This window comes from Vreelandella glaciei (genome assembly GCF_013415125.1).
Lineage (GTDB): Bacteria > Pseudomonadota > Gammaproteobacteria > Pseudomonadales > Halomonadaceae > Vreelandella > Vreelandella glaciei.
The window spans coordinates 1-21,447 of the sequence record NZ_JACCDE010000017.1; the positions used below are offsets into that span (position 1 = coordinate 1).

Genomic DNA, 21,447 nt, shown 5'->3' on the forward strand with positions numbered 1-21,447 from the left:
ACCTGCTCTAACCTCCTGACAAACCGAAGGTTTTCACCTTCATTCACCGCTGGAAACGCTTGGCGTCCCCGGCAGCGGATGCGTACTTTACGGTTTCGTGGACGCGTTGGCAAGGGGTTTTGTAAGAAAATTACAGATTAGCAGGCTGTAACGAATGAAAGCCCTTCGGCACTACCCTCATTGGCGGTTACACTAGCCTTATCTACCACCTTACTGAGGTCCGCCATGAGCCACCACCTGCTAACTGTCGACTCATTAAACCGCGAAAGCGTTGATCATTTACTGCGTGTAGCTGCACGCATGGAGCCGATTGCTCAGCGGCGCCAAGTGACGCGAGTGTTGGAAGGGGCGGTACTCGGTAACCTGTTTTTTGAAGCCAGCACCCGCACGCGGGTAAGCTTCAATGCTGCCTTTTGTCGTTTAGGTGGCAGCGTGTGTGACACAACGGGCTTCACCTTCTCCTCTATGGCGAAGGGGGAGTCACTATATGACACCAGCCGTGTAATGAGTGGCTACTGTGACGCCATTGTAATGCGCCACCCCGACCAGGGTTCGGTGGCTGAGTTCGCGGCGGCGACGAATGTACCAGTGATTAATGGCGGTGACGGTCCTGGGGAACACCCTAGCCAAGCGCTACTTGACCTGTATACGATTGATAAAGAGTTTCAGCGCCTGGGTAAATCGCTGACCGGTGCACATATCTTACTTACCGGCGATTTGAAGTATGGCCGTACCGTTCATTCACTGATTAAGCTTTTATCACTCTATGACCCGCTGCGCATTACCCTGGTGTCGCCGCCGGGCCTTGAGATGCCTTCCAAGCTGATTGACTTAGTAGCCTCTCGCGGTCACCGCATTGAGCAGCGCGATTCTCTCGCTAGTGATTTTGCCGATTTAGATGTGGTGTACACCACGCGGATACAGAAGGAGCGCTTTACCGACGAGATGAATGAGAGCTTCCAGGGACTCTCTGACGACTTTATGGTTAACCGCGATTTTCTCGATCACCGCTGCAGTCAAAGCACGATTGTGATGCACCCACTACCCAGGGATAGCCGCCCCGGCGCGAATGATTTAAACGTCGACCTCAACGGCGACCCGCGTCTGGCGATTTTCCGCCAAACCGATAACGGCATTCCTATGCGGATGGCGATTTTCGCAACGTTGTTAGATGTCGACAAATTGATCGAGCAAGATTTGCGCCCTGTGCGCTGGTACGTTCCAAGCCAAACGGGCACGCTGGATCGTTAAAGCTCAAGAACTTAAGAAGAGAATTTAAAGATAGCGGTTATAGGGATAGACGCCCGCCAGGTAAACCTTCCTGGTGGGCAAACCAGCCTTCAAGAATAAGAATAGCCGCAATGCCATCGACACTATCTTGCCGATAGTTGCCTTTATGGCCCGCCTCGCGAGCGATTAGCTTGGCTTCTCGCGTAGTGCCACGCTCATCGACCATTTCACACGGTTTACCAAAACGGCCATGCAGACGATTGCCGAACTTGCGAGCGCGAGTGCTCATATCTGACTCGCTACCGTCCATATTCAGCGGTAATCCCACCACCAACAGATCCGGCTGCCACTCGTTCAGTAGCCGTGACACGACATTCCAATCGGGAATCCCATCCCGCGCCGTCAGCGGAGTGAGCTCGCGCGCACTGCGCAGCAGCTCGTTGCCCACCGCCACACCGATACGCCGAGTGCCATAGTCAAAGGCCAGGATTAAGCGCTGCCCCGCTTCGGCCATCAGGCGTGCCCCGCGTCTCGGGTCATTAAGTTAAGGTCAATACCCAACAAACCAGCCGCCGCGGTTAAGCGCTCAACGGGTGGTGTGTTGAAGAGCACGCTGCTCTCGGCTTCAACCGTTAGCCAGCTGTTCTCCTTCAGTTCCTCTTCCAGTTGCCCAACTTCCCAGCCCGCGCAGCCTAAGCAGACTAAAAAGTGCTCTGGCCCCTCGCCTGCAGCAAAAGCCTGGAGAATATCCAGCGAGGTGGTCAGTGCAATGCCATCCTCCACCTGGATACTCGAATCCCACTGCTGGCTATCGCCAACATGCAGAATGAAGCCACGGTCTTTATGCATCGGCCCGCCGTAATAAACCGGCGCATTACGGTGCGGACTTGTTTCACCGCCTAATTCCAGCTGATCAAACAGTGCCTCGAGCGTGATCTCTAACGGTCGGTTAGTAATCACCCCCATGCAGCCATTGTTATCGTGATCGCAAAGATAGATAAGACTACCGGCAAAATTAGGATCTTCTAAATGCGGCATGGCCATTAGAAAGTGATGTTTCAAACTTTGCATGCGTCTCCCACTGCCTGCTGGCATCCCAGCAGGCATAGCGTAATAAGTGTCGTTATAAGTAAGAAAGCTCGCCTAGGCTAAGCGGCGCTCGATGGCATCCAGCAGTAAACCGGCAATATTGGTGCCCCGCTGATCGTCAATTTCACGCACGCAGGTAGGGCTGGTGACGTTAATTTCAGTAATATAGTCACCGATGACATCTAGACCCACGAACATTAAGCCCTTTTCACGAATCATTGGCTGTATCTGCTGAATTAGCCAGTGATCACGCTCGGTAAGCTCACGACTGACGCCCCGTCCACCGGCCGCTAAATTGCCGCGGGTCTCGCCCGCTGAAGGTATCCGCGCCAGCCCAAAGGGAACAGGCTCACCATCAACCAACAAAATACGCGTATCGCCATCCTTAATTTCCGGCAGGTAGCGTTGGGCCATGATTTGCCGCTGGCCACGCAAGGTAAGCTGCTCGATGACCGCGCCGATATTACGGCCTTCCGGGCCAATATGAAAAATACCGGTACCGCCCATGCCATCTAGAGGCTTGAAGATGACATCGCCGTGCTCCGCGTGGAAGGCGCGCAGTACATCGTCGCGGCTGGCCACAAGCGTGGGCGCGCAGCACTGAGGGAACTGCTGGGCAAACAGCTTTTCATTACACTGCAATAGCGCCGCCGTGGGGTTAACCACCAGCACACCCTCACGCTCAGCAAAGCCCAGCAGGTGCACGGCGTTAGTAAAATCGGCGTCGACGGGCGGGTCTTTACGCATCAACACCACATCCAGCTCAACCAGTGGACGCGCAGAGGGCTCGCCCAGGTCGTACCAGTGGTTTGGATCACGATGCACCGTTAACGGCCGCATACGCGCATAGGCTTGTCCTGCATTCAAGAAAAGGTCTTCCTGCTCCATATAGTGCAGGGTATAACCGCGCTCCTGGGCAGCCCATAGCATGGCCATGGTGGTGTCTTTCTTGTAAGCGATGTCGCTGATGGCATCCATCACAACGCCGAGATGCAGATTTGATTGGCTCATCGGGGGCACTATCCAAACATGAACAATAGGGGCCCAGTATGCCGCACTGCCCGCTAGGCTCCAACTGTCCTAGCGAGTGAAACATCAACAGATCCTAGCTAACTACTCGCTGAGCGCGCCAGGCACTAAGCGAATAGCGTCAGGCTCCAGGGTGATTAACTGCTGCTTATAAAGACGCCCAATAGCCTGTTTATAGGCGCTTTTACTCACCCCTAAACGTGCTTTAACTTCATGGGCAGGGCTTTTATCCCCCAGTGCCAAATAGCCGCCGCTTTCACGCAATGCCTGCAGTATCTTATCGCCCACCACATCTAAACGAGCAGCACCTGGCGGTAGCAGCGAGATATTTAGGCGACCATCTTCACGACGCTGCTTTACATAGCCCTTGACTGATTGACCACGGCGCAATGGCTGAGTGACGTCGTCCTGATAAATAAGCCCCCAGTAGCGGTGATTGACCACCACCTTCATACCCAGATCAGTACGCTCCGCCACCACGACGGCGACTTCGTCACCCTTTTCCAAGGCCCAGGCGTCATCGGTCAAAAAACGATCCAGCTTCATCGACGCCACCGGCCGCCCCTGGTCGTCGCTATACAGCATGACCAGTACACGTTTGCCGGGATCAGGGCGGAACTGCTGCTCACTAAACGGCAGCAACACATCTTTCGGCTGCCCCCACTGCAAAAACGCGCCGATGTTGTTGACGGCCGTAACCGTTAGGTACGCCACTTCACCCAACTGGGCGGCTGCATCGCTGGCGGATCTAGGGGATGAGTGTGACTCACGCACCATGGGTGTCGTCCTTCAAGAAAATAGATAAACATTATGGTGCCTGACACCCACAGGGCAAAGCCGGATAGCGTTTTTAGTAGATGAAAGCATGTCTTCCACCTGAAAAAGCAAACAACGCACAACCTGCTACTATCAAAACACTAGACAAAATTAGGCGTAGGGGAGCGAACATGGAAGGGTTCACGCTTTTTGATACGGTCGTTTTGATTGGTTACATCAGTTTAATCGCTTGGATTGGTTCGCGATTCGGGAAAGATCAGCACAATCCGGAGGACTATTTTTTAGGTGGGCGTAAAATTCCCGGCTGGGCGATCGGCCTTTCGGTAATGGCGACTCAAGCCAGTGCGATCACCTTTATCGGGGCACCGGGCTGGGGCTTCGAGGGCGGCCTTGAACGCTTAGTGACCTTTATCAATGTGCCCTTGGCCATGATCGTGTTGATTTTGGTGCTGGTACCTATTTTCCACCGCGCGGGCATCTACAGTATCTACGAACTGCTGGAGCGTCGTTTCGGCCCAGCGACGCGAACCCTTACCGCCCTACTGTTTCTGATTGCCCGTGGCCTAGCTACGGGCGTGGTGCTCTATGCGCCAGCATTAGTACTTGCCGTAGTGACCGGTTGGAGCGTGAACCTCACCATTATCATCATGGCGGTACTGGCCATCAGCTATACAGTAATGGGCGGTATCAGCGCGGTAATTTGGACTGATGTGGTGCAAATGTTCGTGCTCTGGCTTGGCGCACTATTAAGCATCTTCTTTTTAGTCACCAGCCTGCCTGGCGGTTGGGGCGATGTCTTCGACTTTGGCGCGGCCAGCGGGATGTTCAACGCCATCGATTTGTCCTTCGACCCCAGCGTAACCTACTCGCTATGGGCAGGCTTGCTCGGCGGTTTTTTCCTGCATGTGGCCTACTTCGGCACCGACCAGAGCCAAATCCAGCGAGTGCTCTCAAGCCCATCAGTGCTCGATGCTCAGCGCTCGCTGCTGATTGGCGGCTACCTGCTGATTCCGCAGATGCTGCTGTTTCTATTTATTGGCGTCATCTTGGCCACCTATTACCAGCAGCATGGGCTAACACCACCCGAAGATCTCAATGAGCTGCTACCCCGCTATGTCGTCAGCGCCTTTCCCTCAGGCATGGCCGGTCTTGTCATTGCCGGGGTATTTGCCGCGGCGATGTCGAGTCTCGACTCGGCGCTCAACTCACTCTCAGCAGTGACCGTTCGTGACTTTTATAGCCGCTATATCAAACCCAATGCCAGCGATGCCCATTACTTAAAAGCCTCACGGCTAGCCACTATTTTCTGGGGGCTTTATGCCACCCTGTTTGCCTTTTTTGCGGGCAATCTCGGCCCCGTGATCGAAGCAGTCAACCAAATCGGCTCGTGGTTTTATGGGGCGCTACTGGGTACCTTCCTGTTGGCTATCTTCAGCCACCGCGCCAATGCACGCGGCGCAATGGCGGGGCTCATTGTCGGTATGTGGGCCGTGTGGGCCGTCTCTGCACTACTCGATATCTCTTGGCTGTACAACAACACGGTCGGCGTAGCGGTTTCGATGTCCGTTGGCTACCTCGTTAGCCTAACGGCTCCCGCCCCCAGCCAAGAGCAGTTGAGCGATGTGATGATGACGGAAGCGGCACCGGATATGCAGGCCGTGCTGGCAGCGCGAGCTGATAACGCTCAGGTGATTGGCAAAGAGGCCCGTTTGACGCGGCGTCGCTGTATCGGCTTATTTATTTGGTTTTGCCTCATGCTGGGCATGTTAGCGCTTCTACAGGGTTGGGCGAATGAGTGGTGGGCGAATGGTTGAGTGCTTAACGCTGGCCCGGCGGATTGATGTGGCAGCCGCTCAAAAGCGGTTACAACGCCTAGGGGCTCACGCTTGCGAACCTGCCTGGGTTCGCCTGTGGGCCACTGGCTTGGGCATGGCTGATGGTCAGCCAGGGGCGTGGTTACTCTCTGCTCAAGAAATGCGCCGCGCACTGCTGTTGGTGGGTGCAGAACTGCCCGCTCAAAAAGAAAAACCCAGTGCAGGCGTTAAAATTGATAGCGGTTCACCGCCAACGCCAAAAGCGTTGGACCGACTGTGGTTATGGGAACGCATTGCCACCCCGCGCCACTGGCGAATCCAGTTGCTGGATAGCACGCCTATACCGATATGGCTGCCCTGCTGGCTGGGCTACGCACGTGGCCGACACCTTCGTTTAACGGTACTCAGTGGGTTATCGGGCGAAACGCTACCGATGCTTAAGCCCATCGTGCTTAAGGGGCTTCAGCAGGTATATCAAAATGGGCAGGCATCAGCGCCAAAGAGTTCAGGGGCAAGCAAACGAAGGGAAACGGTAGTTTGAGGGAGCCTTGACGTTAGTAAGCGCTTACAAATCGCCAAAGTAGTGCTGTAGCAGGGAAAGCGCCACTATGGGTGCTGTTTCTGTTCGCAACACCCGTGGGCCGAGTGTTAACGGTGTAAAGGTAGCGGTTTGAGCAGCCGCAATATCGTTTTCACTCAAACCGCCTTCCGGACCAATCAGTAGGGCCACCGCCGCCGGTCGGTCTTGGCGATCAAACGCCTTGCCGGTCGCTAGATGCAGCATCAAGCGCAGCGGCTCTCGGCGCTCGGCAAGCCATGCTTGAAGTGCCATGGGCGGATGCACTGGCGGCACAACCGCTCGCCCGCTTTGCTCACAGGCGCTGGCAGCCACCGCCTGCCAGTGGGCGTGCTTTTTATCTTCGCGGTCGCCCTTTAAGCGCACGTCACCGCGCTCGGTATACAGCGGAGTAATCGCCGCCACGCCCAACTCGACGGCCTTCTGAATGGCATAATCCATTCGGTCGCCTTTTGAGATGGCCTGGCCTAAATGGACAGACAGCGGCGATTCACCACTGCCCGACCATACCGCATCGACCCGTGCGAGCGTCTGTTTACGGCTAACTTCTACCAGACGCACACCCGCCTCGAAACCTTGGCCGTCAAATAGCACCAGCGGCGCACCTTCACCCATGCGCAGCACGCGGGTGATGTGGCGCGCTGGGCCGTCAGGCAATGCAACGTCGCTGCCTGCTACGAAAGCAGCAGGTACATAGAGGCGTGGCATTTTGCCATGCTGGGAGTACCAATCAGCAGCTGGCGATACTTGCACGGCTTTTGACATAGCTTAGTGGGTATTCTCTTCTGCTTGCTTGGCTTCGCGCTGCTTACGCTGGGCGTACATCGCTTCGAAGTTAACCGGCGCCAGCATCAGCGGCGGGAAGCCACCACGGTTGACCAGATTATCGACGCACTCGCGGGCGTAGGGGAACAGCAGGTTAGGGCAGAAAGCGCCCAGGGTTTGATCCAGCTGTGCGCCTTCGATACCGGCAATGCGGAACAGGCCGGCCTGCTCAACTTCGGCCAGGAAAGACGTCGTGCCCGTTTCGTTATCGTTCACCTGAGCGGTCACTTTGACCACCACTTCGTACTGGTCGTCAGCAATCTTGGTGCTGGTGGTATTCAGATCCAGATTCACCTTGGGTTTGAACGCCTGCTTAAATACCGACGGGGAATTGGGCGCTTCAAACGAAATATCTTTTACATAAATGCGCTGCAGCGAAAACTTCAGCTGCGGCTTTTCATCCGTTGCGGCACCGGCCTGTGGGGTATTGTTATCTTCCGCCATGATATAGCTCCTGATTGTTCATTAAATAAAAATAACGTCGCTTACTTCTTAACCACCGGCAGGCCATCGCCTTGCCACTGCGCCATACCGCCTCTTAACTTGTAAGCGCGCTCAAAGCCTGCTTTGGCGAGTTTGGCCTGTGCAGCACCAGAACTCTGGCCGTGCTTGCATACCACAATGATCGGCTGGGCTTTCACTTTTTCCAGTTCGTTCATGCGGCTATCGAGGTTGCTTTGCGGAATGTTACGCGCACCTGCGATATGCCCGGCTTTGAAATCCTTGCTTTCACGGATATCCAGCACCACCGCATCTTCGCGGTTAATAAGCTGAGTGGCCTGCGAGGCAGTCAGTGCATTTGTAGAGGCGCTGCGCGTTTCATAAATAAGCCACGCGATTAACACCAGCAAAAATGCCCCAACCAGCAGGGGGTGGTTCTGTACGAATTCGAACACCTGATCGATCATCGCGAACACAATCTCTTGGTCAATGCAGAAAAAAGCGGCCTAACCGCTGCCAAAACGCGACAAGTATACACGTCAGATAGCTTCCCGCGCAGGTCTTGATCATGACGCCTGGCAGTTGCCTGCGTTATGATGCCCCAAGCGTGCGCCCGTCGCGACCCCGAATTTTCGAGTCGTTCGGCTTGCCAATCTTAACGAGGTTTTTATGGATACTTCGCGTACCCCGCGCCCAGTGGCGCTGATTATTCTCGATGGCTACGGCCACAACCCCGACAGCGACCATAATGCCGTCGCCGCTGCCCATAAACCGGTGTTAGATAAATTGTGGGAAACCTGCCCGCACACCTTCGTTCATACCGATGGTCTTAACGTGGGGCTCCCCGAAGGCCAAATGGGTAACTCGGAAGTCGGGCATATGAATATTGGTGCCGGGCGTATCGTGTATCAGGACTTCACCCGCATCAGCAAAGCGATTGAAGACGGCGACCTGGACGTTAATGAAAATCTTACCCAGCCGATTGACGAAGCCGTCGCCAACGGCAAGCCGGTACACTTGATTGGCCTGCTCTCCCCCGGCGGTGTCCATAGCCATGAAGAGCACTTTATTGCCATGGCCGAATTGGCCGCACGCCGCGGTGCCCAGCGTATTTTTATTCACGCCTTTCTCGATGGTCGCGATATGCCACCACAAAGCGCTCTATCATCAATAGAGCGCGCCAATGCCCGTTTGGCAGAGCTGGTGGGCGCTGATAACGGCTTTGTAGCGTCAATTATTGGTCGCTTTTACGCCATGGACCGTGACAACCGCTGGGAACGTGTTGAGCAAGCGTACCGCCTACTGACCGATGGTCATGCGGAGCACTACGCTACCAGCGCCGAAACTGCGCTACGCGACGCCTATCAGCGCGGTGAAACTGACGAATTTGTAGCAGCGAGCAGCATACCGCAGAAAGACGGCACCAAAGAGCATGCGGTAACCCTACAGGATGGCGATGCCGCCATTTTCCTTAACTTCCGCTCCGACCGCGCTCGTGAGTTAACTCGCGCCTTTGCCGAGCCGGATTTCAAGGGTTTCGAGCGGCGTGTATGTCCTAAGCTTGCGGGCAAGGGGCTGGTGATGATGACCCAGTACGCCGCTGATATTCCTGCGCCTGCCGCCTTCCCACCGTCGGATCTTAACGACACTTTGGGGGAAGTCGTCGCCAAGCGCGGCTTAAAACAGTTGCGTATTGCCGAAACTGAAAAGTACCCTCACGTGACGTTTTTCTTTTCAGGCGGCAATGAAGCTGAGTACGAGGGCGAAGAACGCATCCTGGTGCCCTCGCCCCGTGATGTGCGCACTTACGACGAAAAGCCTGAAATGAGTGCCTTTGAGATCACCGACAAGCTGGTAGACGCCATTGACGGCGGCAGCTTCGATTTCATCGTTTGCAACTACGCCAACGGTGACATGGTCGGCCACACCGGTGACTTTGACGCGGCGGTAAAAGCCATTGAAACCGTCGATACCTGCGTGGGTCGTGTCGTTGAAGCCATTGAGCGCGCTGGCGGTGCCTGCTTGATTACCGCCGATCACGGCAATGCCGAACAGATGGTGCACCCCGAAACAGGCGCGCCGCAGACTGCCCACACCACCTTTGTGGTACCGCTCATTTACGTTGGCAAGCGCGCGGCCTCGCTTGAAGAGGGCAAACTATGCGACCTGGCCCCTACGCTGCTGACCATGATGGATCAGCAACAGCCCGAGGCGATGACCGGAAAACCACTGATTCATTACAAGTAGTGCCCATGCGGTGGTATTTAGCAGTGACGCTCCTGCTGGCGTTAGTTTACACGCCAGCAGGTTTCGCTCAGCAGGATGAAAGCGCGGCGCGCCAGCAGTTGGATGCGATTGGCCAGGAGATCGAATCCGTCGCCCAACGCCTCAGTGCCACTGGCCAAGCCCGCGATGACGCCGAGCGCGAGCTTCAGGAAGTCGAAACCAAGCTTGCCGAAACGCATCAGCGCTTAGACACACTGCAAGCGGAGCGCCGCCAGCTAAACGACGAAACGACCCAGCTACGTCAGCACCGCGACCGGCTGGAGGGCGAGCGTGCCGATCAGTATGCGGCCCTGGGCCAACAGCTTTCAGCGCTTTATCGGCTTGGCCCAACGCCACAGCTCAAGCTGCTGCTTAACCAGGGCGACCCTGCCGAACTTGACCGTATGCAGGCCTACATGAACCGGCTAACGGAAGCACGCAATCGTCGCTTAGAGGCTATCGCCAAGCTAGACACCGCCCTGGCTGAGACCCAGCAAGAGCTGAGCGAGCGCCAGGCCCGCCTCGATACGTTGGCCGACGAGTTAGAAGAACAAAGCGCGCTGCTTGCCGAGCGCACTACCGAACGGCGTGGCGTTGTTTCTAACCTGGATGACCGCTACGGCAGTGAAGAAGAGCGGCTGGCCGACCTCAACCAAAGCCGTGAAGAAGCCGAGCAAGTGCTGCGCACTATTCAAGCCGAAATGGCAAAACTCGCCGAACCATCGCCCACTACGCATATGGTCAGTACCCAAGGTGATTTACCTTGGCCAGTACAGGGCTCCATCAGTAGTCATTTCCACCATCGCGATGGTGTGCACTACAACGGTATTGTCATTCAAGCCAGCGCAGGCACGCCGGTGACCGCCGTTCATACCGGCCGCGTAGTGTTTGCCGACTGGATGCGGGGGTTTGGCAACCTGCTCATTATCGATCATGGCGACCAAATCATGACGCTGCACGCCCACCTGCAGCAGTTCAGCGTTAGACCTGGGCAGCAGGTCAGCCGCGGTGATGAAATCGGCCGTGTGGGGGTCAGCGGTGGTCAGAACCGCGCAGCGCTTTACTTTGAAGTGCGCCGAGGCGGTGAACCCATTAATCCGCAGCGTTGGATTGCGCGCCGCTGACGGGATAAGCTGCACTATTATAAATATCTCAGTTTATAAATGACTCAGTTGTTAATGTTATTCCAGCTACTATTTCAAGGTGACGCACCACGACGCCACCTATCGCCTTGCGGAGTCTGCATGACGCTATCTGTTACCGGGGTATCCACCCCCGCCAAGCGCCTTTTGGCTACCCTGCTGCCGATTGTTTTACTGTCGGCCCCGCTACCGTTACTTGCCCAACCAGCCACTAGCAGCGTGGGGGATGAGCCTGTTTCTAACGAACTCCCCCTTGAAGATATCCAGACCTTCGCCGAGGTGTTTGAACGCATCAAGCGTGCCTACGTTGAAGAGGTCGATGATCGCACGCTGCTGCGCAATGCCATGCGCGGCATGCTGAGCGAGCTTGACCCCCACTCCGCCTACCTGGACGAAGAGGAGTACCAAAGCCTGCGAGAGTCGACGCAGGGCGAATTTGGCGGTATTGGTATCGAAGTGGGCACCGAGAACGGCCAATTGATGGTCATTACGCCTATCGATGACACCCCGGCCTCCCGCGCCGGTTTACAGTCCCACGACATTATCGTGGCCATCGACGGTACGCCTACCGACAGCATATCGCTGCAGGAAGCGGTAACCCTGATGCGCGGCGAGCCCAATACCGAGATTCGCATTAGCGTGCTGCGTTCAGGGGAAGACACGCCGCGCGAGTTCACCCTAACCCGCGAAATTATTCGCAGCGAGAGCGTTAAGCACGAGCTGCTTGAACCAGGTTACGGTTACCTACGCATCAGCCAATTCCAATCTCGCACGCCTGATCAGGCTCGCGAAGCGCTGGAGCGCATGGCACAGGATCAGCCGCTGGAAGGGTTAATACTCGATTTACGTAATAATCCCGGCGGTGTGCTGCAGGCCGCCGTTGGCATTACCGACTTGTTCCTGGATGAAGGGCTGATCGTCTATACCGAGGGTCGCCTCTCGGATACCGAAATGTCGTTCTCTGCCTCCCCCACCACGCCGGCTAGTGATGTGCCGCTGGTGGTGCTGATCAACGGCGGCAGTGCGTCAGCGGCAGAAATCGTCGCCGGTGCGCTGCAGGATCAACGGCGCGGCGTCATCATGGGCACCGACAGCTTTGGTAAGGGGTCGGTGCAGCAGATCATGCCGCTGGGCAATGGCGAAGGACTCAAGCTGACGACAGCGCTCTACTACACCCCTAACGGGCGCTCTATCCAGGCCCAGGGTATTGAACCCGATGTAGAGGTGGTACGTGGCCGCCTGGAAGTAGCCGAGGGTCGTCGTGAAATTCGCGAAGCCGACCTTGAAGGCCACCTAAGCGCCCAGCAGGCGCCCCGTGATCGACAGGAGATGGCCGAGCGGCTACTTGACGATTACCAGCTCAGCGAAGCACTCAACCTACTCAAGGCACTTAATGTGGTGGATCGCCAGCGGCGTTAACAACAGCCTAATTTAACGGCACGTGAGCGGCAGGCGGCCGCGTTCCCCGGTCGCCTGCCGCATCAACACTCGCTTCAGTGGCACCAACTGGTTCATGCCGCTCATGCCCAGGTTGCGCATCATCGTCAACGCCGGATCGTGACTGCCAAACAGTACTTTAAAGCCCTTCATCAACCCCAGCATGGCGCTATTATCAAAACGCCGACGCCGCTCATAGCGCCTTAGCGTACTCAGCTCTCCCCAAGGAGCGCCGCGCTGCCAGGCGTGTACCACCTCTTCGGCCAGCACCGCCGCGTCCATCAGCCCCAGATTGACCCCCTGGCCCGCCAGCGGATGAATACTGTGGGCCGCATCCCCCACCAGCGCGAAATGCGGCTGCACATAGTGGCGGGCATGGCGCTGCACTAACGGAAAACGGTGGGCCTTGTCGCAGGCAGTAACGCCTCCTAGGCGATGACCAAACGCGTCCCCAAGCGCCTCCCCCAGTGCGTCACGAGACAGCGCGCTCAGCTCATCGGCGTGCTCTGGGGTGGTTGACCATACGATAGAGCAGTAATGCTCATTGCCTTCCACGGTTAAAGGCAGGAATGCCAGCGGCCGGCCATCGATAAACGCTTGCCGCGCCGTGCCGCCATGGGGCTTGGTGCACTGCACCGTGGTCACGACAGCGTGCTGTTGCATATCGTCACTGGCCACCTCAATACCCGCCATCTCACGCAGCACCGAGTGGGCGCCATCGGCGGCCACTATAAGCGGCGCGTGTAGCTGGCGCCCATCGTCAAGTATGAGCCAGTCCCCGCTAGCACGATTGCCATTGGCAGTACGACCATTGTCACGTTGCAGAGCTTGCGGGCTAGCACCAAAAAACGTCGTGACGTTGGGGTGATCTAGCACTTGACGATTGAGTGCGGCCAGCGTGACCGTGTTCTCAACGATATGGCCAAGCACCGCCACGCCCGCCTCATCAGCGGAAAAAGCGATTGCGCCGCTGCCTTCGGCATCCCACACCTGCATGCTGCGGTAGGGCGTTACCCGGGTTGCCTGCATGGCGGGCCAAGCGCCCACATGCGCCAGCAAGCGCTGGGAAACCGGCGTTAATGCGCTAACGCGCGGAGCAGGTAGCGGGCCAGTGGCCTTATCTAGACCTAATGGCGCAGGCCTTGCCTCGACCAACGCGACTTTCATCCCCGCCTGTGCCAACAGCGCACAGAGCGCGGTACCGACCATGCCGCCGCCGACAACGATGGCCTCAAAGCGCTCAACCGGCGGCTTTGCAGTAGATGAGTCAGTCTGCATAGAAATCCTTTTAACTAGCGCCAGCGAGCGCAGCTATTGTTGATAGATAGCCTAGCGTTCCAGGCCCATGGCACGTCTGGCCAGTCCTCGCCGCAGCGGCCCCACCAGATTCAGGCCAATCAAGCCCGCCGCACGGGCATGGGGCAATAACGGAAAAGAGAGCCCGAACAGCCTGACCAGGCCGTCGCTAAAGCGAATCACGTTGGCGCGATCCCGTGAGCGCTGCTTCTCGAAGGCCTGCAGTGTGCCCATATCTCCCAGCGGTCGCTTCGCCAGCTCCCCCTGCTCCAAGGCATCGACCAGATCCATCACCCCACGCAGCGCCAGGTTAAACCCTTGCCCCGCGACCGGATGCAGAGCGTGGGCGGCGTTGCCCAATACCGCCAGCCCCGGCCGTACCGGTTCCTCGGCGGTTACCAGTGAGAGCGGATAAGCATGTCGGGCACCCAGCTGCGTAAACCGGCCCACCCGGTCACCAAACGCCTGCTGTAGCTGAAGCAGAAATTCACGCTCCGGCAGTGCCATACGCGCTTTTTCGCTACCGCTGGGGTGCGTCCATATCAACTCCATGGCTTGGCCTGGCAGTGGCAGCAGGGCCATTGGCCCTTGGGTGGTAAAGCGCTCGTAAGCGATCCCCTCGTGAGGTTGGCTGACGCCCACATGCGCGATCAAAGCGGTCTGCTGGTAAGGTTCTCGGCGGCTGCCAATACCCAATTGCTCTTTAAGCCCAGATCGCCCCCCATCTGCCAATACCGTCAAGCCAGCAGTAAGCTGGCTACCATCCGAGAGCTTGAGATGATGCCCGCCCGTCACGGGGGTCAGCTGCTCCACCTTCGCGGGGCAGTGCCACTCCAGCGGTAACTCGGCTAGACGCCGATGCAGTACACGCCCCATCCAGGCGTTGGGAATCACGTGGCCCAGCGCCGCGACGCCCAGCTCGTCAGCACTCAGCCGTGTCGCCCCCAGGCGTCCACGCTCACTGATATGAATACGCTTGATCGGTGTCGCCTCATGACGCATCGCTTCCCACACACCCAGCTGCTCGAAGCGCTGAGCAGAGCCTTCGGCGATCGCGCTGGCCCGTGCATCAAAGCTGGGTTGCCAGGCGCTTTCCAGCGACTGCGCCGTTAACGGTGCCGATTCAATCACGGCTACCCGCCAGCCGTAGCGCTCAATCAGCGGCGCAAGAGCACAGCCTAGGCTCGCCCCCACTAACCCACCGCCCACAATCACAATGTCATGGGTCAGCGCTTGAGCAGTGTCATGATCAGTCATCTGTTTAGCCCGTTGCATCGGCTTCTCCCTCGCCATACCGCCGCACTCTAGAGGCAACTAATAATTCGTAACGTAATTTACATAACGTCAAATTAATGCTCTAAATACTGGTTATTTTTTAGCCATCAAGGCCTCAATATCAGCCACCTGCTTGGGCACATCCGCCGTCAGTACAGCATGCCCATCCTTCGTCACGACCACATTGTCTTCAATACGGATGCCAATACCATGATAGGCATCAGGAATATCGTCATCGCTGGGAATATAGAGGCCGGGCTCTACGGTGAGTACCATGCCAAGGGCAAGGGGGCGCGGCGTTTGCTCGTCCAGGCGATAGGTACCGACATCGTGCACGTCCAGCCCCAACCAATGTGACGTCGAGTGCAGATAGAAGCGTCGATAGCTTTCATCATCGATACGCGCCTGAACGTCACCTTCCAGCAGGCCAAGCTCAATCAGCCCAGCGGTTAAGTCATGCACCACGCCCTGATGAATATCCGCCAGTGTGGCACCAGGCTGGACAGCGCTAACGGCGCGCACCTGGGCGTCGAGTACAACCTGATACAGCGCCCGCTGCGCAGCGCTGAACCGCCCTGTGACCGGAAACGTACGGGTGATATCCCCGGCGTACAGCTCAAATTCGGCGCCCGCATCAATCAATACCAGACTGTCATCACACAGCGGCGCGCTGTTTTCAATATAGTGCAGTACGCAGGCATTGGCACCGCTGCCCACAATCGTGCTGTAGGCTGGGCCACTGGCGCCTTGCCAGACAAACTCATGCTCTAATTCGGCCTGGAGCTGGAATTCGCTGAGCCCAGGGCGACATACCTGCATGGCACGTCGATGAGCCCGTGCGGATATCACCGCCGCATGCCTGAGCAGGGCAATCTCGGCATCACTCTTGATCAGCCGCATGGCGTGGATCAACGGACTAATGTCCAACCAGCCCTTCAATGCTGGCCGCCCGCGCCTAAGCCCTGCCTGAGCACTGTGTAGGGCCTCTTCAGCCACGGCAACTGCCTCACCATTATCAAGGGGCAGATAGAGCAATTCGCGCCCCGTCAGCAGCTCGACCAGCTGCTCATCGCGATCCGCGTTTTCGAATGCCTGGTCAATCCCATGCTCGGCCACCACACCAGCGGCTCCCAGCCGACGCCCTGTCCACGCTTCCATGGTGGGGTCTCGATCCTGGCAGAACACAACGCTTTCGCCTTCTGCTCGCCCCGGCAGCAGCACCAGCAGCGCGTCCGGTTCGCGAATGCCGGTCAGGTAGTAAAAATCACTGTTCTGACGGAAGGTGAATTCACTGTCCCGTGAGCGGGTCATCAGCCCAGCGCCGGGTAGCACTACCGCGGCGTTATCAGGTAGCTGCGCCATCAAGGCATCACGGCGCTGGCGATACTCCGCCAGGCTAATGGCGGGGGGGCGAGGTATCATCTCGGGCAACATGGAGGCTCCTGGCTAAGTGATTAATGAACGGGGGCGTCGGTTTGCTCTACTTGCGGCATGCCTGGGTGCTGCTCGGTATACAGCAGCATGGCGGCCATACGGGCATGCTCAGTCAGCGCAAACAGATCATTTTCGTTCTCGGGGCTGTCATCAATATCGGTATCGATGCGGCCTAACCCTTCCAGGTCACTCAGTGCCTCGCGCAGCGCCTGTGACCAACGCTCACGCAACTCACTGTCAGCCACCTCGTCGACCACCTCGATAAAGCCTAGCGTCCACTCCTTCAGGCCCTGCGCCTGCTCGGCCAGTGAGAACAGCTCATCGGGCAGCAGCGGCGTATAGTCCAGGTCGCTGGCGCTGAGCGCCTCTACGGTTTGCCGCCGCCAGCCTAATAGCCGCTCGGCACTTGGCTGGTCGCGTGGCTGTTCAACACCTAAGCTCTGGCAGACTTCGTCCAACCAGTCCTCGGCACTCACATTGCGCAGCGCCAGCAGCGCGCACAAACGGCCATCCAAGAAAGCCGGAGATTGCATGCTGCCATGCAGTAGAAAAACATCGGCGACGTCAGAAAAGTCCTGACGCTCATCAATCAATGACATAGTATTTGATAACCTCGTATTTATTCGTGGCACTGGGAGTATGGGTGATAGGGCTTGCGCGTTGACCGCGCCCAAGCGCCTCTCTTATAGTGAGTGGCACCTATCTTCCTGTGCTGTGATGTTAACGCATTGGGCCCCCTGCTGGCCCGTGCTGGAGTCTTTGATGAGTAATGCCAAGCGGCCAACCAAAGAAATAACCCTGTTAGGGCGCGGCTATATCATTGCCTGCGACACGGGCGAAGAAGCCAAACTTGACCGCGCCGCGCGCTATCTTGATCGCGCCATGCAGGGTATCAATGCTCAAAGCAGCGTACTGGGTAGTGAGCGAATTGCTATCATGGCGGCCCTCAATATCACCCATGAACTGCTTGAAGCCATGGATGAACACCGCGCCGGTGAGGCGAACCTGAATCGGTTAAATGATCGCCTTGAACGGGCGTTGGCCAAAACACGCCAGCCCTCACGTCACCCCTAGACATTATTTACCTCAGACATTGTTTACCCTGAACATTGTGTAAAAGCGCGGCAAACCGCCTAAAAACTCGGCGAACGTTTAACCCAGTCCTTTGGCATCAGCCATCGCTCTGTTAGGATGGCGGGGTTCTCTGGGGTGTGCGCCAGTCGTTATAGTCCCTCGAGCCTATGCGTAATACCCAGGGGGCCAAATGCTAGCCAGACCCGTGTGCATGTCCGTGCGTCGGAAAGCCTGACGGTTTGGCTGCGGCCACCCACCTGAACCAGTAGGTTCAGGGCCAGAACGACAGCGGCACTCTGGAGAACACCCCTGCAAGAGAGAACCTATGCATGGAAAGCCTCCATCACGACGAGGATAAGCGCGCACTTCGCCGCTTTTTACGTCGCCAACGCCAAGCCCTTTCTCAGCATGAGCAGCGCCTTGCGGCCCAGCGCTTGTGTCAGTATCTGAAAACCCTGCCTGAAATCCGCCGCGCACGGCGTATAAGCCTGTACCTGCCCGTCAACGGTGAAATTGACCCGATGCCGCTGCTTCCCTGGCTGCGCAAACGTAACGTCGAGGTCTATTTACCTGTTTTACGCCCTTTCAGCACGAATACCCTCTGGTTCGTCGCCTACCGGCCCGATACCCCAATGGTAAAAAACCGCTTTGGTATTTGGGAGCCCGATTTACGCTTTAGCGCTCAGCAGCACAACCGGCTACCGGCCTGGGCGCTAGATACGCTGCTTGTGCCGCTGGTTGGCTTTGATGGTAATGCTAACCGTATGGGCATGGGGGGCGGATTTTACGACCGTAGCCTATCGTTCATGCATCGCCCCGGGCCGTCACCTACCCTGATCGGCGTCGCCCATGCCTGCCAGCAGGTGGCTTCTCTGCCTGTGGAGCCATGGGACGTGCCTTTACAAGCTGTGGTAAGTGACCAAGGCGGCGTACGCCGCCAATCAGCCGCCCACAAAAAAGGCTGACCTCTTCAAGGATCAGCCTTTCTCATCTGATATCTATTACCCGGATTAACAGTGGAACTGCCGCGGTTGTCGGAGATTAACTGCCTGACAACGCCTGTGCATAACCGGTCGCGAGCACCCCTAATGCAAACACCACCATCAACGCCATTACCATATCAGGCTTCTTACGCCGCATGCCGCTTCTCCAACACCTTTGTCGTTACCGAATGTGTGAAATCTGCCACCCTTTACTGTCACCAACAGGGTGGCAAACTTGCTTAATTTCGCTCACGACTATAGGGCGATATGACCACCACTGACAACAGCTTGAATGATGTTTTCCAGCCTTATTTCAAACATTTTAGTAACGTTATGTTACTGGCTGCTCTGGCATCTAGGGTAAGCAACCACTTACACACATCGTTTTGCTCATTACTGACCAGCACTAGGCCATGAACAGTCGATAAGCCGGATTGTCGCTCTCACGCCAATAGCGGTAACCAATAGCGTCTAAGTACTCTGCCACATGGGTTCGGTCGCCATTAGGCACTTGCATGCCCACCAGGACTCGGCCATACGCCGCGCCATGGTTGCGATAATGAAACAGCGAAATATTCCAATCGTGGGGCAGTTGGGTCAAAAAGTTCATCAACGCGCCTGGGCGTTCGGGGAACTCAAAGCGATATACCTCCTCTTCAAAGCGCTCGCTGGGTCGACCGCCGCTCAAGTGGCGAATATGCAGCTTCGCCAACTCGTTATCGGTAAGGTCTTCCACCTGGTAGCCGCCTTCACGCAACTTATCAATCACCGCCTGGCGGTCTTCGCCACCGGGTTTGACCTGAACACCGACATAGATATGCGCTTCGCTGCTATCGGCATAACGGTAGCTGAATTCAGTCACCATCCGCTTGCCCAGGGTACGGCAAAACTTTTTAAAGCTGCCGGGCTTCTCGGCAATGGTTACCGCCAGAATTGCCTCACGTTGCTCACCCAGCTCCGTGCGCTCGGCGATGTGCTGCAGACGATCAAAGTTGGTATTGGCCCCCGAATTAATACACAACAGCGTCTCGCCTTCGGCACCAGTCTGCTGAATATATTTTTTCAGCCCCGCCAGCGAGAGCGCACCGGAGGTTTCTGCCACCGCACGGGTATCCTCAAAGATATCTTTGACCGCTGCGCACATTTCATCGGTATTGACGGTGATAACCCCGTCGATCAGATCTTTGACCAACGAAAACGGCACCTCGCCGATTTGCGCCACTGCCACCCCTTCAGCAAAAACACCGACTTGGTCGAGTATTACTCGCTCGCCTGCTTCCATGGCCGCTTTTAGGCAAGCGCTATCTTCGGCTTCGACACCGATCACTTTAATATCTGGACGCAGGTACTTCACATAAGCGGCCACACCGGCAATTAACCCACCGCCACCCACTGGCACAAAAATAGCATCCAAGCGCCCAGCGTGCTGGCGCAGAATTTCTACACCAATGGTGCCTTGGCCAGCCACTACATCAATATCGTCGAACGGTGGAATATAGGTATAACCATGCTCTTTGATCAGCTCTTGCGCATGCTCAGCAGCAGCGGCAAAGGCGTCGCCTTTGAGGATGACCTTGGCCCCACGGGCGCGTACCGCCTGGACTTTAATATCCGGGGTAATCCGCGGCATCACAATGACGGCTTTGACGCCCATGAGTTTGGCGGCCATAGCCAGCCCTTGGGCATGGTTACCCGCAGAGGCGGCAATCACGCCGTTATCTTTTTGCGCCTGGGTAAGCTGCGCCATTTTGTTATAAGCGCCACGGATTTTGAATGAAAACACCGGCTGTAGATCTTCGCGCTTAATCAAAATCTGGTTGTTGAAACGACGCGACAAAAAGGGTGCAGGGGTAATCGGGGTCTCACAAGCGGCTTCATAAACACGGGCCTGGAGGATCTTTTTGACGGTTGCTTCGAGCATGCGGGTATCCCAAGGGAAGAACGTGAACGGACAAAAGCTTTTATTGGTAGCAGATTACGCCTAGTCGCGTCTAGGTCGCTATACTAGCGCCATTAACTCTTTACTGACTCACACTAGACTGACTCACTAGGCTTACTCTTTATGAACCAGGATGAACTGAAGGCCGCCGTGGCGGATGCAGCCATTGCAGAAATTAAACCTAAGCTGGAAAAGGATACCATCTTAGGTATTGGTACTGGCTCAACAGCCAATCTGTTTATTGATCGCCTTGGACCGCTGCGCCATCTTTTTAAAGGCGCGGTGGCCAGTTCAGAAGCGAGCGCCAAGCGCCTTGAAGCCTTAGGCATTGAAGTATTTGAGCTCAACAGCGTCGGCACTGTCCCTTTTTATATTGATGGTGCAGACGAAGTAAATGCTAACTTACATATGATCAAAGGCGGTGGCGCAGCGCTCACTCGCGAAAAAATCGTGGCGGCCTGCGCCGAGCGTTTTATCTGCATTGCTGATAGCTCAAAGTACGTGCCTCAACTAGGCAACTTTCCGCTGCCGGTAGAAGTCATACCGATGGCACGCTCTTATGTCGCTCGCGAACTCGTCGCACTAGGGGCAGAACCGGTCTACCGCCAGGGAGTGGTGACCGACAACGGCAACCAGATTATCGACTGCTTTGATTTCATGATCGCAGACCCGGTGGCCATGGAAGCGCGTATCAATGCCATCGTTGGTGTGGTCACCAATGGTCTGTTTGCCGAGCGTGGTGCCGATGTTCTACTGGTGGGTACAGCGGATGGTGTAGAGCGAATGACGCGTTAATCAAAAAGCGTCAATAAAGGTGCTA

General features: G+C 56.6%; 21 protein-coding genes and 1 other RNA gene. 10 read left to right on the plus strand and 12 right to left on the minus strand.

All coding sequences use genetic code 11. The features are described 5' to 3' along the window. The first annotated feature begins 225 nt into the window (after positions 1–225). Entirely contained in the window at positions 226–1,251 is a 1,026-nt protein-coding gene (locus HZS80_RS12360; RefSeq protein WP_035556442.1) for an aspartate carbamoyltransferase, read from the plus strand. Between the two features lie 37 nt (positions 1,252–1,288). Here the strand turns inward: HZS80_RS12360 and ruvX are convergent, their stop codons facing one another. The 4 genes from ruvX to HZS80_RS12380 all read right to left on the minus strand — a co-directional run bounded on the left by ruvX (position 1,289) and on the right by HZS80_RS12380 (position 4,125). Then, on the minus strand, positions 1,289–1,744 hold the full coding sequence (gene ruvX / locus HZS80_RS12365; protein ID WP_022520995.1) for a Holliday junction resolvase RuvX: 456 nt from the start codon (positions 1,742–1,744) through the stop codon (positions 1,289–1,291). Then, positions 1,744–2,301 carry a YqgE/AlgH family protein gene (locus HZS80_RS12370; RefSeq protein WP_022520996.1) on the minus strand — a complete coding sequence of 186 codons (558 nt, stop codon included), beginning with the start codon at positions 2,299–2,301 and terminating at the stop codon, positions 1,744–1,746. Before HZS80_RS12370 ends, ruvX begins: the two co-directional genes overlap by 1 nt. A gap of 72 nt (positions 2,302–2,373) precedes the next feature. After that, complete coding sequence (gene gshB, locus HZS80_RS12375) at positions 2,374–3,330, minus strand: glutathione synthase (protein WP_179916267.1); 957 nt, start codon at positions 3,328–3,330, stop codon at positions 2,374–2,376. Between the two features lie 102 nt (positions 3,331–3,432). Then, a complete protein-coding gene (locus tag HZS80_RS12380; RefSeq protein ID WP_035556438.1) occupies positions 3,433–4,125 on the minus strand; it encodes a CvfB family protein in 693 nt (230 codons plus the stop codon). 170 nt (positions 4,126–4,295) lie between these two features. On the opposite strand from HZS80_RS12380, the gene HZS80_RS12385 reads away from it, so the two are divergent. Next, positions 4,296–5,939, plus strand: coding sequence for a sodium:solute symporter family protein (locus HZS80_RS12385; protein WP_179916268.1), 1,644 nt, complete (start codon positions 4,296–4,298; stop codon positions 5,937–5,939). Continuing rightward, positions 5,932–6,480, plus strand: coding sequence for a hypothetical protein (locus HZS80_RS12390; RefSeq protein ID WP_035556434.1), 549 nt, complete (start codon positions 5,932–5,934; stop codon positions 6,478–6,480). Before HZS80_RS12385 ends, HZS80_RS12390 begins: the two co-directional genes overlap by 8 nt. Positions 6,481–6,504: 24 nt before the next feature. On the opposite strand, the gene HZS80_RS12395 is transcribed toward HZS80_RS12390, so the two are convergent. The 3 genes from HZS80_RS12395 to HZS80_RS12405 are packed head-to-tail and all read right to left on the minus strand — an operon-like array spanning position 6,505 to position 8,249. Then, the gene (locus tag HZS80_RS12395) at positions 6,505–7,281 is read right to left on the minus strand and encodes a 16S rRNA (uracil(1498)-N(3))-methyltransferase (RefSeq protein ID WP_179916269.1); all 777 of its coding nucleotides are present in this window, start codon (positions 7,279–7,281) and stop codon (positions 6,505–6,507) included. 3 nt (positions 7,282–7,284) lie between these two features. Next, a complete protein-coding gene (gene secB, locus HZS80_RS12400) occupies positions 7,285–7,785 on the minus strand; it encodes a protein-export chaperone SecB (protein WP_035556433.1) in 501 nt (166 codons plus the stop codon). 41 nt (positions 7,786–7,826) lie between these two features. After that, entirely contained in the window at positions 7,827–8,249 is a 423-nt protein-coding gene (locus HZS80_RS12405; RefSeq protein WP_035556430.1) for a rhodanese-like domain-containing protein, read from the minus strand. Positions 8,250–8,451: 202 nt separating this feature from the next. Here HZS80_RS12405 and gpmI point away from each other — a divergent pair, with 202 nt between their 5' ends. From gpmI to HZS80_RS12420, 3 genes are all read left to right on the plus strand, one after another. Then, the gene (gpmI, locus tag HZS80_RS12410; protein WP_179916270.1) at positions 8,452–10,029 is read left to right on the plus strand and encodes a 2,3-bisphosphoglycerate-independent phosphoglycerate mutase; all 1,578 of its coding nucleotides are present in this window, start codon (positions 8,452–8,454) and stop codon (positions 10,027–10,029) included. A gap of 5 nt (positions 10,030–10,034) precedes the next feature. Next, positions 10,035–11,171, plus strand: coding sequence for a murein hydrolase activator EnvC family protein (locus tag HZS80_RS12415; RefSeq protein ID WP_179916271.1), 1,137 nt, complete (start codon positions 10,035–10,037; stop codon positions 11,169–11,171). A gap of 120 nt (positions 11,172–11,291) precedes the next feature. Then, positions 11,292–12,608, plus strand: a complete 1,317-nt coding sequence (locus HZS80_RS12420) for a S41 family peptidase (protein ID WP_179916272.1) — start codon at positions 11,292–11,294, stop codon at positions 12,606–12,608. A 12-nt stretch (positions 12,609–12,620) separates the two neighbouring features. Here the strand turns inward: HZS80_RS12420 and HZS80_RS12425 are convergent, their stop codons facing one another. The 4 genes from HZS80_RS12425 to HZS80_RS12440 all read right to left on the minus strand — a co-directional run bounded on the left by HZS80_RS12425 (position 12,621) and on the right by HZS80_RS12440 (position 17,230). After that, positions 12,621–13,904 carry a UbiH/UbiF/VisC/COQ6 family ubiquinone biosynthesis hydroxylase gene (locus HZS80_RS12425; protein ID WP_179916273.1) on the minus strand — a complete coding sequence of 428 codons (1,284 nt, stop codon included), beginning with the start codon at positions 13,902–13,904 and terminating at the stop codon, positions 12,621–12,623. 51 nt (positions 13,905–13,955) lie between these two features. Then, positions 13,956–15,197 (minus strand): 2-octaprenyl-6-methoxyphenyl hydroxylase, encoded by a 1,242-nt coding sequence (ubiH, locus tag HZS80_RS12430; protein ID WP_179916274.1) that lies wholly within the window; start codon positions 15,195–15,197, stop codon positions 13,956–13,958. 93 nt (positions 15,198–15,290) lie between these two features. Continuing rightward, positions 15,291–16,631, minus strand: a complete 1,341-nt coding sequence (gene pepP / locus HZS80_RS12435) for a Xaa-Pro aminopeptidase (RefSeq protein ID WP_179916275.1) — start codon at positions 16,629–16,631, stop codon at positions 15,291–15,293. A gap of 20 nt (positions 16,632–16,651) precedes the next feature. Further along, positions 16,652–17,230: a UPF0149 family protein gene (locus tag HZS80_RS12440; RefSeq protein WP_035556415.1), complete on the minus strand. Its 579-nt coding sequence runs from the start codon at positions 17,228–17,230 to the stop codon at positions 16,652–16,654. 163 nt (positions 17,231–17,393) lie between these two features. Between HZS80_RS12440 and HZS80_RS12445 the strand changes: the two genes are divergently transcribed. From HZS80_RS12445 to HZS80_RS12455, 3 genes are all read left to right on the plus strand, one after another. Continuing rightward, on the plus strand, positions 17,394–17,705 hold the full coding sequence (locus tag HZS80_RS12445; RefSeq protein ID WP_179916276.1) for a cell division protein ZapA: 312 nt from the start codon (positions 17,394–17,396) through the stop codon (positions 17,703–17,705). A gap of 124 nt (positions 17,706–17,829) precedes the next feature. Further along, a non-coding RNA gene (gene ssrS, locus HZS80_RS12450) (6S RNA) lies at positions 17,830–18,012 on the plus strand. A 22-nt stretch (positions 18,013–18,034) separates the two neighbouring features. Next, positions 18,035–18,670 (plus strand): 5-formyltetrahydrofolate cyclo-ligase, encoded by a 636-nt coding sequence (locus tag HZS80_RS12455; RefSeq protein ID WP_035556412.1) that lies wholly within the window; start codon positions 18,035–18,037, stop codon positions 18,668–18,670. Between the two features lie 424 nt (positions 18,671–19,094). Here HZS80_RS12455 and ilvA read toward each other — a convergent pair whose 3' ends face one another. Further along, on the minus strand, positions 19,095–20,609 hold the full coding sequence (ilvA, locus tag HZS80_RS12460; RefSeq protein WP_179916277.1) for a threonine ammonia-lyase, biosynthetic: 1,515 nt from the start codon (positions 20,607–20,609) through the stop codon (positions 19,095–19,097). A gap of 141 nt (positions 20,610–20,750) precedes the next feature. On the opposite strand from ilvA, the gene rpiA reads away from it, so the two are divergent. Next, positions 20,751–21,422, plus strand: a complete 672-nt coding sequence (gene rpiA / locus HZS80_RS12465) for a ribose-5-phosphate isomerase RpiA (RefSeq protein WP_035556409.1) — start codon at positions 20,751–20,753, stop codon at positions 21,420–21,422. Positions 21,423–21,447 lie beyond the last annotated feature (25 nt).

Bases quoted from the DNA above. Each gene is read 5' to 3' on its own strand.
- HZS80_RS12360 (WP_035556442.1), top strand. From the start codon at position 226: ATGAGCCACCACCTGCTAACTGTCGACTCATTAAACCGCGAAAGCGTT.
- ruvX (WP_022520995.1), bottom strand. From the start codon at position 1,744: ATGGCCGAAGCGGGGCAGCGCTTAATCCTGGCCTTTGACTATGGCACT.
- HZS80_RS12370 (WP_022520996.1), bottom strand. From the start codon at position 2,301: ATGCAAAGTTTGAAACATCACTTTCTAATGGCCATGCCGCATTTAGAA.
- gshB (WP_179916267.1), bottom strand. From the start codon at position 3,330: ATGAGCCAATCAAATCTGCATCTCGGCGTTGTGATGGATGCCATCAGC.
- HZS80_RS12380 (WP_035556438.1), bottom strand. From the start codon at position 4,125: ATGGTGCGTGAGTCACACTCATCCCCTAGATCCGCCAGCGATGCAGCC.
- HZS80_RS12385 (WP_179916268.1), top strand. From the start codon at position 4,296: ATGGAAGGGTTCACGCTTTTTGATACGGTCGTTTTGATTGGTTACATC.
- HZS80_RS12390 (WP_035556434.1), top strand. From the start codon at position 5,932: ATGGTTGAGTGCTTAACGCTGGCCCGGCGGATTGATGTGGCAGCCGCT.
- HZS80_RS12395 (WP_179916269.1), bottom strand. From the start codon at position 7,281: ATGTCAAAAGCCGTGCAAGTATCGCCAGCTGCTGATTGGTACTCCCAG.
- secB (WP_035556433.1), bottom strand. From the start codon at position 7,785: ATGGCGGAAGATAACAATACCCCACAGGCCGGTGCCGCAACGGATGAA.
- HZS80_RS12405 (WP_035556430.1), bottom strand. From the start codon at position 8,249: ATGATCGATCAGGTGTTCGAATTCGTACAGAACCACCCCCTGCTGGTT.
- gpmI (WP_179916270.1), top strand. From the start codon at position 8,452: ATGGATACTTCGCGTACCCCGCGCCCAGTGGCGCTGATTATTCTCGAT.
- HZS80_RS12415 (WP_179916271.1), top strand. From the start codon at position 10,035: ATGCGGTGGTATTTAGCAGTGACGCTCCTGCTGGCGTTAGTTTACACG.
- HZS80_RS12420 (WP_179916272.1), top strand. From the start codon at position 11,292: ATGACGCTATCTGTTACCGGGGTATCCACCCCCGCCAAGCGCCTTTTG.
- HZS80_RS12425 (WP_179916273.1), bottom strand. From the start codon at position 13,904: ATGCAGACTGACTCATCTACTGCAAAGCCGCCGGTTGAGCGCTTTGAG.
- ubiH (WP_179916274.1), bottom strand. From the start codon at position 15,197: ATGCAACGGGCTAAACAGATGACTGATCATGACACTGCTCAAGCGCTG.
- pepP (WP_179916275.1), bottom strand. From the start codon at position 16,631: ATGTTGCCCGAGATGATACCTCGCCCCCCCGCCATTAGCCTGGCGGAG.
- HZS80_RS12440 (WP_035556415.1), bottom strand. From the start codon at position 17,230: ATGTCATTGATTGATGAGCGTCAGGACTTTTCTGACGTCGCCGATGTT.
- HZS80_RS12445 (WP_179916276.1), top strand. From the start codon at position 17,394: ATGAGTAATGCCAAGCGGCCAACCAAAGAAATAACCCTGTTAGGGCGC.
- HZS80_RS12455 (WP_035556412.1), top strand. From the start codon at position 18,035: ATGGAAAGCCTCCATCACGACGAGGATAAGCGCGCACTTCGCCGCTTT.
- ilvA (WP_179916277.1), bottom strand. From the start codon at position 20,609: ATGCTCGAAGCAACCGTCAAAAAGATCCTCCAGGCCCGTGTTTATGAA.
- rpiA (WP_035556409.1), top strand. From the start codon at position 20,751: ATGAACCAGGATGAACTGAAGGCCGCCGTGGCGGATGCAGCCATTGCA.